At 37.5% G+C, this 12,901-nt stretch carries 16 protein-coding genes; 8 read left to right on the top strand and 8 right to left on the bottom strand.

Going from position 1 to position 12,901, the window contains the following annotated elements; translation table 11 throughout:
- Positions 1-9 precede the first annotated feature (9 nt).
- Positions 10-384 (bottom strand): hypothetical protein, encoded by a 375-nt coding sequence (locus HX005_RS02160; protein ID WP_286376122.1) that lies wholly within the window; start codon positions 382-384, stop codon positions 10-12.
- A gap of 168 nt (positions 385-552) precedes the next feature.
- Between HX005_RS02160 and HX005_RS02155 the strand changes: the two genes are divergently transcribed.
- Positions 553-900 carry a GlpM family protein gene (locus HX005_RS02155; protein WP_286376121.1) on the top strand — a complete coding sequence of 116 codons (348 nt, stop codon included), beginning with the start codon at positions 553-555 and terminating at the stop codon, positions 898-900.
- Between the two features lie 200 nt (positions 901-1,100).
- Here the strand turns inward: HX005_RS02155 and tenA are convergent, their stop codons facing one another.
- The gene (gene tenA, locus HX005_RS02150; protein WP_286376120.1) at positions 1,101-1,769 is read right to left on the bottom strand and encodes a thiaminase II; all 669 of its coding nucleotides are present in this window, start codon (positions 1,767-1,769) and stop codon (positions 1,101-1,103) included.
- A gap of 221 nt (positions 1,770-1,990) precedes the next feature.
- Between tenA and HX005_RS02145 the strand changes: the two genes are divergently transcribed.
- The 4 genes from HX005_RS02145 (at position 1,991) to HX005_RS02130 (ending at position 5,645) form a co-directional block, all read left to right on the top strand.
- Entirely contained in the window at positions 1,991-3,076 is a 1,086-nt protein-coding gene (locus HX005_RS02145) for a DUF475 domain-containing protein (protein ID WP_286376119.1), read from the top strand.
- 136 nt (positions 3,077-3,212) lie between these two features.
- On the top strand, positions 3,213-4,577 hold the full coding sequence (locus HX005_RS02140; RefSeq protein ID WP_107007235.1) for an MFS transporter: 1,365 nt from the start codon (positions 3,213-3,215) through the stop codon (positions 4,575-4,577).
- Between the two features lie 51 nt (positions 4,578-4,628).
- Positions 4,629-5,267, top strand: coding sequence for a single-stranded DNA-binding protein (ssb, locus tag HX005_RS02135; protein ID WP_107007234.1), 639 nt, complete (start codon positions 4,629-4,631; stop codon positions 5,265-5,267).
- Between the two features lie 87 nt (positions 5,268-5,354).
- Positions 5,355-5,645 carry a hypothetical protein gene (locus HX005_RS02130; protein ID WP_286376118.1) on the top strand — a complete coding sequence of 97 codons (291 nt, stop codon included), beginning with the start codon at positions 5,355-5,357 and terminating at the stop codon, positions 5,643-5,645.
- Positions 5,646-5,708: 63 nt separating this feature from the next.
- On the opposite strand, the gene HX005_RS02125 is transcribed toward HX005_RS02130, so the two are convergent.
- Entirely contained in the window at positions 5,709-6,173 is a 465-nt protein-coding gene (locus HX005_RS02125; RefSeq protein WP_286376117.1) for a hotdog fold domain-containing protein, read from the bottom strand.
- 123 nt (positions 6,174-6,296) lie between these two features.
- Between HX005_RS02125 and HX005_RS02120 the strand changes: the two genes are divergently transcribed.
- Positions 6,297-6,944, top strand: a complete 648-nt coding sequence (locus tag HX005_RS02120) for a TetR/AcrR family transcriptional regulator (protein ID WP_286376116.1) — start codon at positions 6,297-6,299, stop codon at positions 6,942-6,944.
- A gap of 32 nt (positions 6,945-6,976) precedes the next feature.
- Here the strand turns inward: HX005_RS02120 and HX005_RS02115 are convergent, their stop codons facing one another.
- The 3 genes from HX005_RS02115 to HX005_RS02105 are packed head-to-tail and all read right to left on the bottom strand — an operon-like array spanning position 6,977 to position 9,752.
- Entirely contained in the window at positions 6,977-7,336 is a 360-nt protein-coding gene (locus tag HX005_RS02115; protein ID WP_286376115.1) for a RidA family protein, read from the bottom strand.
- 12 nt (positions 7,337-7,348) lie between these two features.
- Entirely contained in the window at positions 7,349-8,461 is a 1,113-nt protein-coding gene (alr, locus tag HX005_RS02110; RefSeq protein WP_286376114.1) for an alanine racemase, read from the bottom strand.
- Between the two features lie 31 nt (positions 8,462-8,492).
- Positions 8,493-9,752, bottom strand: a complete 1,260-nt coding sequence (locus HX005_RS02105) for a D-amino acid dehydrogenase (protein WP_107007228.1) — start codon at positions 9,750-9,752, stop codon at positions 8,493-8,495.
- Positions 9,753-9,891: 139 nt separating this feature from the next.
- On the opposite strand from HX005_RS02105, the gene HX005_RS02100 reads away from it, so the two are divergent.
- Both HX005_RS02100 and ahpC read left to right on the top strand, forming a co-directional pair.
- Positions 9,892-10,356: an Lrp/AsnC ligand binding domain-containing protein gene (locus tag HX005_RS02100; RefSeq protein ID WP_107007227.1), complete on the top strand. Its 465-nt coding sequence runs from the start codon at positions 9,892-9,894 to the stop codon at positions 10,354-10,356.
- A 167-nt stretch (positions 10,357-10,523) separates the two neighbouring features.
- Positions 10,524-11,087 (top strand): alkyl hydroperoxide reductase subunit C, encoded by a 564-nt coding sequence (gene ahpC / locus HX005_RS02095; RefSeq protein ID WP_286376113.1) that lies wholly within the window; start codon positions 10,524-10,526, stop codon positions 11,085-11,087.
- A gap of 108 nt (positions 11,088-11,195) precedes the next feature.
- On the opposite strand, the gene HX005_RS02090 is transcribed toward ahpC, so the two are convergent.
- Positions 11,196-12,119, bottom strand: a complete 924-nt coding sequence (locus tag HX005_RS02090) for a LysR substrate-binding domain-containing protein (RefSeq protein ID WP_286376112.1) — start codon at positions 12,117-12,119, stop codon at positions 11,196-11,198.
- A gap of 108 nt (positions 12,120-12,227) precedes the next feature.
- The gene (gene ycaC, locus HX005_RS02085; protein ID WP_286376111.1) at positions 12,228-12,854 is read right to left on the bottom strand and encodes an isochorismate family cysteine hydrolase YcaC; all 627 of its coding nucleotides are present in this window, start codon (positions 12,852-12,854) and stop codon (positions 12,228-12,230) included.
- Between the last annotated feature and the right edge of the window lie 47 nt (positions 12,855-12,901).

Below are 12,901 nucleotides of genomic sequence, written 5' to 3'. Positions count from 1 at the left end.
AAAGCCTGATTAACATGCCATCGAATATGGGCGCTCGAAAATAGAATCTAAGTCTTCAAATGCAAATACTCTTGCAATATCATGGTGTTGTCTGGCATAAAAATTAACTTCCTTTTCAAGTAATTGTAGAAAATCATAATATTGATCTTCAAAATCATCTAAATCGAGTAAGTCCCAACCTTTTGCAAGATGGCAATTAAATTTTGTAATAAATGCCAACATCAATTTTTGAATATGTGTATTTGTATAATAAATCAGGTACGTTGCAGCAGCACCGCAATGCTGACACCCTTTTTCTAGATAAATTTCTTTATTGTTTAGCCAACAACATTGTAAAGTGAAAAATGTACGAATGGCTTCCGTTGCTAATGTTGGATCTTGCATCTGCACCTCACACCTTTGATGAATTGATAATGATAATTATTATCATTTATTCTGGCATTATTGTATGACTTTGTCCAGTTTTGATTTTATTGCTTCGTGCCGATGTGTAGCAGTATGAAAGAAATACAGTAAAATTATATCTTCAAGTCGATGCAGAGCAGCTCAACCATGCTGTCTTTATTTTTAAAATGTGTGATTGGAGCAGTGGTTGTTTTGTTGATCGCTGTATTGTCAAAAAGCAAGGTATTTTATATTGCAGGTTTGGTGCCTTTGTTTCCAACTTTTGCCCTAATTGCACATGTCATTGTCGCTCAAGATAAGGGTAGCTATGCTTTACAGCAAACCGCATTATTTGGTATGTGGTCTTTAATTCCTTATTTTGTCTATTTGCTAACGGTCTATTTATTGGCACCTAAAGTGCCTGTTTGGTCATGTTTAGGGCTCGCTACTTTGTGTTGGGTATTGAGTGCCATTGTGTTGATTTATGCTTGGAATTTTTATTATGCATCAGCGTAAAAGATGAAAAGTCATAGCAAGGTATTAATACCTGTCAGTTCAGTAAAATTATTGGATAAACTTCTAAAAAATCCTCCCAAATACTTAGTTATATAAAGCGAGAAACTTCCACTAACTAAAGTAATTTTTAGTCATGAAAATTCTACTGCTTTGCAAAGGGAGGATTAAAAAATATCAAGTTATAGATTCTAAATTATTGATTAATCTAAGCTTAACCATTGTCTTTGATGATAAGCGCTATCCCAGAATAAATATTCAAGCTCAGCACCTTTGGTATATGCTTGATGCATTTTTTCAATGGTATCAGCATCGCAACGCGCTGCAATACGGTCAATAGTGGCTAAAACATTTTGAACAGCTTCATTAAAATGCTCACCTGAATAGGTGTCGACCCATGCTTGATAAGGGTTATTTGCCACAGATGCATTGACAATATCTTTGCCAACTTCTGCATAAATCCAAAAACAAGGCAGCAATGATGCTAATACAATAGGATAACTCTCAGACCAAGCCGTTGCAGTAAGGAAAGACGTGTAGTGATGACAAGCCAAAGTCAAAGGCGTATTTTCAAAATCTGCTTTGCTAATCCCAAAATCTTTCATAAAACCATCATGTAAACTACGTTCTACAATAATGGCTTCTTTGGCACCTTGAGTGAATTGGATAATGTCATCTGCTGCAAATGCTTTTGCGCCACACACTGCAAGCGCACGTCCATAAGCAACTAAATAATGAGCATCTTGAATTACATAGTGGCAAAAAGCGTCTTTACTTAAAGTGCCTGCCGCAAGTTCTTGGTTAAAAGGAAGAGCAAGCGTTTTTTCATAAAGCGCTAAATTACGTTGCCAAACATCTTGAGAAAAAGACATTAATTTATTCCAAATAGTTTATAAATTATGCTTTAACTATAACAAATAATAATTTTTTTGCGACATGAAAATCCGTTTAATTTCGTTTAAATATTCAAAAAAATCATACGAAGAATTTGAGAATAGTGTGAAAAAGTTGTCATAATTACGACATAAAGCTTAATTTTATTTAAGTCCTCTATTTATCATTAGATAAAAATTTATTTATAGGTCGATCTATCATGTGGAAACATTTTGGTTTCTCAATCATCTTTACGGTCGTCTGTCTTGCTATTTCTGCATATTGGGGCTTTACCCATGGACCAGAAGCAGGCATTAAGACGATGTTTACGGCATTAGCAATCACAGCAATTTTGGCAGTGATGGAAGTGTCGCTTTCTTTTGATAATGCCGTGGTCAATGCGTCAGTCTTACGTGGTTGGGATCATTTTTGGAAAATGATTTTCTTAACCGTGGGTATTTTGATTGCTGTATTTGGTATGCGTTTGATTTTTCCAATTGTGATTGTTGCTGCAACAGCAGATATGGGCATGATGGAAGTGGTTAATATGGCATTAAATAATCCAAAAGATTATTCTGAACGTTTAATTGCACATCATGCTGAAATTGCGGCTTTTGGTGGTTCATTCTTACTTTTAGTTTTTCTTAACTTTTTCTTGGATGAAGGTAAAGATACGCATTGGTTTGCATGGTTGGAAAAACGCTTAGCACATTTAGCTAATGTTCCTGCGATGTCAGTATTTTTAGCTTTGATTGCATTGTTGATTATGGCGGCGAATGTCGAAGAAGCAAAACGTTTAGTGGTGACAATGGCTGGTATTTGGGGCATCGTGGTGTATGTAGGTGTGCAAGTCCTTAGTCATTTATTGGGTGGTGAACCTGAGATTGATGAAGAGGGTAATGCCGTTGGTCATGATGCTTCAGGCGCACCAACTGGTGCAATTAAAGCAGGTATAGGTGGCTTTATTTATCTTGAAGTTTTAGATGCATCTTTTAGTTTTGATGGTGTCATTGGTGCATTTGCCATCACTTCAGACGTGGTCATCATCATGTTGGGTCTTGCCATTGGTGCTATGTTCGTTCGTTCAATGACGATTTACCTTGTTGAAAAAGGAACACTCGATGCATATGTTTATCTTGAGCATGGCGCACATTATGCGATTGGTGCTTTAGCATTTATCATGATTGCCAGTGGTACAGGTTTGCATGTACCTGAAGTTGTTACAGGTTTAATTGGTGTTGCATTTATTGTTTGGGCAGTTTTAGCTTCAATCCAATATAACAAACGAATTGAACAGCAAAGTTAATTCTTTTTTAAGAAAAATGTTTACAATAAGGGACGCTTTGAAAGCGTCCTTTTTTATGCTCAATGTTTCCACACCGTCTGCAATATGCGATGATGTGGCTACAAATTAGCTCGCCAGTTTTGATAAGCCAGTAGATATGATGAATCCTTTAGAACGCCGCTCGACCTTTGCATTAAGTAGTATTTTTGCTTTACGCATGTTGGGATTGTTCATGATTATTCCTGTCTTTGCTGTTGCAGGACAGTCATATCAATATGCAACGCCAGCACTGATCGGTTTAGCCGTAGGTGTGTATGGTCTAAGTCAAGCATTATTACAAATTCCGTTTAGCCTTTGGGCAGATCGCTTTAGTCGCAAACCACTGATTGTATTTGGTTTACTGTTGTTTGCTCTGGGTGGTGCTGTGGCGGCAATGTCAGAAACGATTTATGGTGTCATCATTGGTCGTGCCATTGCTGGAGCAGGGGCAGTTTCCGCAGTGGTGATGGCATTGCTTGCTGATGTCACTCGTGAAGAAAACCGCAGTAAAGCCATGGCGGTCATGGGCATGAGTATCGGTTTGTCTTTTGTTGTTGCATTTAGTTTAGGTCCGTGGCTGACCAGTTTAGTGGGAATTTCAGGTCTATTTTGGGTTACGACCTTGATGGGCTTGTTGGCGATTTTGACTTTATTTTTAGTGCCAAAAACCACACGTCATCATAAGAATTTTAATCAGGGTTATTTCAATCAACTGAAACAAGTCTTGAAAATGGGTGATTTAAACCGTTTACATGTGTCAGTGTTTTCATTGCATTTATTACTAACCGCAATGTTTATTTATATGCCATCGCAGTTGATTAACTTTGCAGATATTCCATTATCTAAACATGGTATTGTGTATTTACCCTTACTTGTAATCAGTTTGTTTTTTGCATTTCCAAGTATTATTTTGGCTGAAAAATATCGCAAAATGCGTGGTATTTTCCTGACTGCCATTGCAGGCATCATTGCAGGCTTGGTGATTCTTATTTTTGGTTATGAATCTAAATATATCTTACTGTTAGGTTTAGCTTTCTTCTTTATTGCTTTTAATGTCATGGAAGCATTATTACCTTCGTGGTTATCAAAAGCTGCTCCTATTCAATCTAAAGCGACTGCCATGGGCGTCAATGCCAGTGCACAATTCTTAGGTGCATTTTTTGGTGGAACGCTCGGTGGTCAATTAATTTTACTTAATAATACGACAATGGGTTGGAGTGTTTTATCGGCAATTGCTATAATTTGGCTGCTCATTAGTTTTGGGCTGGCGCAACCACGTTATTTAACATCAATTGTATTGCGATTACCTGAGAATAAACAAACCGATGATTGGACTTCTCAGTTATTAACAATTCGTGGTATTGAAGAGGTCGTGGTGATGTCTGACCAACAAGTTGCCTATATTAAAGTTGATAAACAGCAAATAGATGATGCTGGGCGACAACATTTAACGCACTTGTTTGGTAAAGAGGTAGCCATTTAAACATAACTCTTATAAAGTAAAACATAGAATCGAATAGGAAGATAACGTCTGATGCGTGGTGTAAATAAAGTTATTTTAGTAGGTACTCTAGGTCGTGATCCTGAGACGAAGACTTTCCCAAATGGTGGGTCTCTCACTCAATTTTCAATTGCGACCAGTGAGTCTTGGACAGATAAAAACACAGGCGAAAGAAAAGAACAAACAGAATGGCACCGTATTGTGCTACATAACCGTTTAGGGGAAATCGCTCAGCAATATTTGCGTAAAGGCTCTAAAGTTTATATTGAAGGTTCTTTGCGTACTCGTCAGTGGACAGACCAAAATGGTCAAGAGCGTTACACCACAGAAATTCGTGGTGAACAAATGCAAATGTTAGATTCAAATCGTCAGCAAGGTGGTGAAGGTGGTGAAAACGGTGGTTATAATCAACCTCGTTTTAACAACAATAACAACCAAGGTGGCTTTAACAACAATAACCAAGGTGGTTTTAATAACAACCAAGGTAATCAAGGCGGTTATGCGAATCAGGGCAACCAAGGTAACTACGGTAACCAAGCCAATAGCAACCAAGGTAACTATGGCAATGCAGGTAACAATGTAAACCAAGGTTTTCAATCACCTAAGCCAGCAGCAGCGCCTGCTACACCTGCTCAAGCACCAGCAGATTTAGATGATGATCTTCCGTTCTAATTGATTAAAACAGCAAGTCATTATCAAAACCCTTTGCGAACGCAGAGGGTTTTTTATTGGGGAAATCAAGAAATGAGAAAATAAAAAATGGATAAAATAGATCAGTTTACACAAATATGGTTAGATTACTCACTTAAACTTCATGGACGTCAAGGAATTGATGAAGTGCTTTTTGCAGAAATGATTCAACTTTTAAAAGATATAGATGCTGAGTATCGAGCAAAGGATTATATTCCAAAAAAATTAGTTGAAATTTTTGTTGATATGTTTATTGCAATTGATGGCTCAGCGTCTTATTACGATGATGAATATCAACAAGAAATCTATCAAATGGCGGATCAACTTTCTTATTATGCACGGAATATTTGTACAAATTAAATCATCATCATGTAGACCACCTAAAGAATCTCCTTTGTGTTGCAAAGGAGATCGGGAAGAGCATTATTTCTTTGCTGATACCCACATCGTGATCACAGCTTTAAACACAGTCTCATTTTTTGTATCTTTGACTTCGACATTGACTAAATAATCACTGCCTTGATTCCATTGAAAATTTGCATCGGCAGGCGTCGCAATTGCGACTAAATCGGTATTGGCTTTTTTTAGATATTCAACCGTCATGCCTTTAGGAATCCAACGATGTGTAGAGGGTACCGTGGCATCGGTCATTGTTCCACCTGCGAGTTCTGCCATATTACACATTGCAATTGCATGAACTGTACCAATATGATTGAGGACAGCACGATGTTTCTTGATTTTGATTTCGCAATAATTTGGTTTAAGTTGTTCAAAGACAGGTGAAATACTACTGAAGTAAGGTGCTTTTAAACAGAGTAGTTTGGAGAATGTCCATTTTCCAGCAGGTTTATTTTTAAAGCTATTCCATAGTTTAAGTGCTTGGCTCATTGTTATTTCCCATTTTCATTGAATACAGACGATGATTTTAATACAGAATAATATTCTGTTATTGGCTCGACAGACATATTCTGCTTAAAATTGGTCAAAGTTAGCGGATGGAATTAAAGATTAATGGAAAATATCGAATTATTAGAACGAATTTATGTAGGAAAACGAGCAGAATTAAAACGTCAAATTCTTAAACAAGCTTTGCTTTGTTTTTTAGAAAATGGCGTGGAAACAACAAGTATTGAAATGATTCGTGAACGGGCAGATGCGAGTGTTGGCGCAATTTATCATCATTTTAAAAATAAAGAAGGTATCGTTGCAGCTTTATTTTTTGCAGCTTTAGACGACCAAGCACAGCGTCGTGAAGATGCTTTAAAGCAAACAGAAAATATGCAACAAGGTATTATCTCAATTGTGGAAAGTTATATAGATTGGGTAGTTGATTATCCTGACTTTGCTCGTTTTTTGTATGCAGCTCGTTTTGCATTAAAACAAAGTTCACTTTATCCAGATTTGCAACAGCGTAATCATTTGCGTAATCAATATTTATTACAATGGTTCCAACAACAGAAAGAATTTCATCTTTTAACTGATATTCCACGAGAGTTATTATTGTCTTTGGTCATTGGTGTGGCAGAAAATTATTGTCGTGCATGGGTGTCAAATAAAGTCAAAACTTCACCACAAAATTATAAAAAAATACTCGCAAAAACAGCATGGAATAATATTGTTAATTTTTCAGAAAGCTGTGTGGAAGTGAGCCAAAACTAGTTGGCTCATGCACTTTATTATATTGTTATGATTTATTTTGCCGCTGCTATGACTGAGATTTCAATGAGCCAGTCGGGATTGACTAAATCGGCTTGGATGGTTGCGCGTGCAGGTGTATTGCAGCCGCGTAGCCATTCAATCCAAATCGCATTTACGCTGTTAAAATCAGCCAAATTTTTAATAAATAATTGAGCCGATAATAAACGAGATTTATCTGTATTGGCTAAAGCCAAAAGTTGATCAATTTTTTCAAGCACTTGTTGAGTCTGAGCTGTAATATCTAAATCTGTATCGGTGGGTACTTGACCTGATAAATAGACAGTTTGATTAAAAACAGTAATCGCGCTCATCACTTCTGTACAGTTAAAATATTGAATATCTGTATGATTCATTGTGTCTTTTCCTTAAGTTTGACTGGATTGGTCTATTTGAAAATGAACTCGGTTGGTAATAGCACACATCAATTCATAGCCAATGGTTCCTGACATTGCTGCAACTTCATCAATCGGAAGAATTTCCCCTGTTTGTGCTTTGCCCCATAAAACCACTTCACTACCAATGCTGACATTTTTGAGATGACTCAGATCAACAGCAAGCATGTCCATGCTGATGCGACCTAAGGTTTGGCTACGTTGACCATTGACTAAAACAGGTGTGCCTGTGGCTGAGATTCTTTGATAACCATCGGCATAACCACACGCTACAATGCCTATACGCATAGTTTTTTCTGCTTGAAAATGCGAACCATAACCGACGGTGTCTTGCGGTTTTAATGTTTGAATTGCGATGATTTCGCTTTTTAAAGTCATGGTTGGTTTTAAATCCCAATCTTGAATACCATGATGTGGGAAGTCAGGTGAGCTACCATAGAGCATGATGCCTGCACGAACAAAGTCTGTATCTAAATGCGCATGTCGCAAAATTGCAGCACTATTACTTAATGATTTTTCACCTGCTAAATCTTTGGTGATTTGTTCAAAAATGTGTAACTGATGGGCAATACCATTTTCACCAAAACGCTCAGCATCTGCATCTGAAAAATGCATCATATGGGTAATAGAGTGGACTTTGTCACAGGATTTTAACTGTTGCCAAACCGTATGATATTGTTCAGGGGCAAAACCAAGTCGGTTCATACCACTGTTCATTTTCAGAAAAACATTAAACTGAGCCGCTTGGGAATGTTGCAATAGCCAGTCAATTTGATGCTGACTATGTAAGGTAAAACTTAGATTATATTGAACACAGTCAAATAAATCTTGTGCTGAAAATATACCTTCTAATAAGAGAATCGAACCTTGCCAGCCCAAAGCACGTAAGCGTTTTGCTTCATCAAAATCTAATAAAGCAAAACCATCTGCAGATTGAAGAGCATTATAAACACGTTCAATACCATGTCCGTAAGCATTGGCTTTGATTACCGCAAATACCTTACTTTTAGGGACAGTTTTGCGAACAACTGCTAAATTATGCGCCAAAGCATCTTGGTGAATAATGGCATAAATCGGGCGAGGCATAACATACGCTCCATGTATGAAGTGCTAAGGATTAAGCCACGTGGGCATAACGTTGCAGTGATAAACCATCCGTACTGATGTCAGGTTGATGACGTAAAACAATGTCACTAATCAATTTGCCTGAACCGCATGCCATCGTCCAACCTAAAGTACCGTGACCTGTATTTAAAAATAAATTTTTGTAGCGAGTCGCACCAATAATTGGCGTACTGTCAGGTGTCATTGGACGCAAACCTGTCCAAAAAGAAGCTTGTGCTAAATCACCACCTGGAAATAAATCTTGTGTGACCATTTCTAAAGTCTGACGGCGTGTTTGTTTTAAGCCAAGATTAAAACCACTTAACTCAGCCATACCTCCAACTCGAATACGTTGGTCAAAACGAGTAATTGCGATTTTATAAGTTTCATCTAAAACTGTAGATTGTGGCGCAAACTCAGGATGAGTAATAGGCAGTGTCAGAGAGTAACCTTTGACAGGATAGACAGGTAAATCAAGTGCTAAAGGACGTAAAAAGTCACGTGAATAACTGCCAAAAGCCAAAACATAACGGTCAGCTTTTATGATTTGACCATCTACCAGTACACCTTTGATTTCATCGCCTTCTACAATCAGTTTTTCTACATTGCGATTAAATTGAAAATCTACACCTAAGTCTTGTGCTGCTTTGGCTAAGGCATTGGTAAATAAGTAACAATCACCAGTCTCATCATTGGGTAAATGTAAACCACCCACTAATTTATCTTTTGCATGCGCAAGTGCAGGTTCAACTTTTGCAAGGTTGTCAGCATCTAATAGTTCATAACTTACACCGCACTCTTTTAAGACTTGAATATCACGCTGTACTGCTTCGAGTTGTGCTTCATTACGAAAGACTTGTAAAGTTCCTTTAGAACGATGCTCATAATGAATATCTGTTTCTTTGCGCAGTTCACGTAAACAATCACGGCTATATTCTGCAACACGAGTCATACGTTCTTTGTTAATGGCATAGCTGTTGGGATTACAGTTTTTCAGCATTTGTGCCATCCACTGCAATTGCCACATGCTGCCATCAATATTAATAGCTAAAGGTGCATGATGTTGAAACATCCATTTCACTGCTTTAAATGGAATTCCTGGTGCTGCCCATGGAGTGGAGTAGCCTGGTGAAATTTGCCCAGCATTGCCAAAGCTGGTTTCTTCTGCTGGACCTGACTGGCGGTCTAAGACAGTCACTTGAGCACCTTGTTTTGCTAGATAATATGCACTAGCGACCCCAATAACACCACTTCCAAGTACGAGGACATGCATAATTCATTCCTTTCATCATCATCTAGTTTATTTCACTAGTATATGAATGAATTAATAGTTTATTTCACTATTTTAAGGCTTATAATTTAGGTGAAATAATAGTTTTTCTCGCAAAAAATCTAAAAACAGGAAATAAATGATGCGTAAGCTAGATCGTATAGATTGTATGATTTTAGACATTTTACAAAAGGATGGACGAATCGCAATTAGTGAGTTGGCATCGAAAGTCAACCTATCTACAACACCCTGTTCAGAGCGAGTGAAACGCTTAGAGCGTGATGGGATTATTATGGGCTACTATGCACGTTTAAACCCTGCTGCTGTAGATCGTAATTTATTGGTTTTTTTAGAAATTAAGTTATCTGCAAAATCAGGTGATGTTTTTGATCAGGTCGCGAAAAGCTTAACTGAAGTACCAGAAGTATTAGAATGTCATCTTATTTCAGGTGAGTTTGATTATTTGGTCAAAGCACGTTTAAAAGAAATGGGCGCATATCGTCGTTTGTTGGGAGATTTATTAAAAAAATTGCCTGCTTCGGCTTCTTCTCACAGCTATGTTGTGATGGAGGAAGTAAAAGAAAGTTTATATCTCAATTTGAATTAAACAGTCAGATATTCTGCTTATTTTGTGAATGATCTTATTTTATAAAGTCTATTTGATCTAAAAAACAGATCATTTTTATTAAAAACTACTGTTTTACCGATTTTAAATTCTTTCGTATATTGGTTTCACAGACAAGCAATCCCTGAAACGAACTGAAGGAATACGACATGAGTTTAATCAATACTGAAGTTAAAGCATTCAACGCAACAGCATATAAAAATGGCGAGTTCATCGAAGTTTCTGAAAAAGAATTTTTTGGTAAATGGTCAGTTGTATTTTTCTATCCTGCTGATTTTACATTTGTTTGCCCAACAGAACTGGGTGATTTAGCCGACAATTATGCTGAATTCCAAAAAATGGGCGTTGAAATTTATTCAGTATCAACCGACACTCACTTTACGCATAAAGCATGGCATGACCATTCAGATGAAATCAAAAAAATCCAATATCCAATGATTGGTGATCCAACTTGGGCTTTGGCAAAAAACTTTGAAGTCTTGATCGAGGCTGAAGGTTTGGCTGATCGTGGTACTTTTGTGATTGATCCTGAAGGTAAAATTCAGATCATTGAAATCAATGCAGGTGGTATTGGTCGTGATGCACAAGAGCTTTTACGTAAGGTCAAAGCAGCACAATATGTTCATGCACACCCTGGTGAAGTTTGTCCTGCAAAATGGAAAGAAGGTGATGCGACACTTGCACCTTCAATTGATTTGATTGGTAAAATCTAAGCTCAATCTGCTTCAAAACATCGTATTTAAATTTGAAAAATCCAGAACCATGTTTCTGGATTTTTTATGTTTATTCGGTTCATTCCAATAAAACGAATTTAAATAAGACTATGTCAAATAGCCACGATGTTCAGTTGCCAACTGACGTAAACCTTCCACCAAATGATCAATCAGTTTTTCCATTGCCAGACGTTGACCTTTACGTGAGGCATACACCAACTGCACCGTACCAATATTGGAACACCATTCAGGTAGAACATGAATTAAATCACCATTTTTCAGATCTTCTTCAACTGCCAAATAAGGCAAATCTGCAATACCTAAACCATCTTTGGCTGCGTAATAGACCCCAGCAAGGTCATTGCATTTCATACGTGGCGTGAGAGGAATCATAATTTCTTCATGCTGTTTGAGGTTGTGTAAATGCCATTGATATTGTGGTTTTTGAGTCCCCAGCACAATACTGGGCAACAGATGTAAATCGGTAAATTGTTCCACTTTTTGATTTTTTAAAAGTTCAGGACTGGCGACCAGACAATGCGTGGTTTTAATCACGTCACGTACAATCAGACTTGAGTCTTCATTGGCTTGAAAATTGGTACGTATCGCTAGATCTATATCATCATGAATCAGATCGACTCGACGACTGGTCAATTCCAGTTCAATTTCAACTTTAGGATATTCTTTTAAAAACTGATTCAGCAGTTGGCGAATTTGGAAATGCATCATCAGGGCAGGGCAACTGATTTTAATCAGCCCTTGCGGCTCGCTTTTTTGACGCAGCAGGACGCTTTCAGCGCATTCCACTTCTGCAATGACTTTACAACATGCCTGATAAAACTCTTCACCGAGTTGGGTCACTTTAAAATGTCGTGTTGAGCGTTCAATCAAACGGACATTGAACTTGCTTTCCAGTTCCAAAATACGACGACTGAGTTTAGATTTGGTGATATTACTCGCTTCACTTGCCGCACTAAATCCGCCATGTTTGACCACCAAATAAAAATAGTAATAATCATCAAAAGAATACATGACAGATCTCGGCTTTGGACAGTTGTAAAAAAGTATAACATTGACTGCATATTTTTTATTTTGAAAAAAATAGCCTTCAGTTGAAGGCTATTGATCTACAACACAGATTTATTTTTTCTCAGTGTTTTTGACATAGCTTTGGATCAGGTTGCTATAGTCAGGAATGTGCGCACCAAATAATGCACCTAAACCTTCAATGTCATTACGCCAATCACGGTGTAACTCACAAGATGTACCGAACCAAGTCATGAGTTGAGCACCTGCCTGTGACATACGATCCCATGCAGCATCACGTGTTAAATGATTAAATGTACCTGATGCATCAGTGACGATAAAGACATCAAAGTCTTCTTCAAGTGCAGAAAGCGCAGGGAAAGCCACACAAACTTCTGTAACAACACCCGCAATAATTAATTGTTTTTTGCCTGTTGCTTTAACAGCCTGAACAAAATCTTCATTGTCCCATGCGTTGATTTGACCAGGACGAGCAATATAAGGTGCGTCTGGGAACATTTCTTTCAGTTCAGGAACTAAAGGACCGTTTGGACCATCTTCAAAACTGGTGGTTAAAATGGTTGGAAGGTTGAAATATTTTGCTGCTGCTGCAAGTGCCAATACATTATTTTTAAATTTATCTGGATCAATGTCACGTACTAATGAAAGTAAGCCTGTTTGGTGATCTACTAATAAAACCGCAGCATTGTCTTTATCTAAACGAACGTATTGTTTTCCCATTGTTGTATCCTCAGAAAGTAAATTTTTTAGTCAAAATGCACGGATGT

The sequence above is a fragment of the Acinetobacter sp. R933-2 genome, assembly GCF_030325485.1.
GTDB classification, from domain to species: Bacteria; Pseudomonadota; Gammaproteobacteria; order Pseudomonadales; family Moraxellaceae; genus Acinetobacter; species Acinetobacter sichuanensis.
Note: the sequence above shows the minus strand (reverse complement) of the source record. Positions and strands in the feature narration are given on the sequence as shown.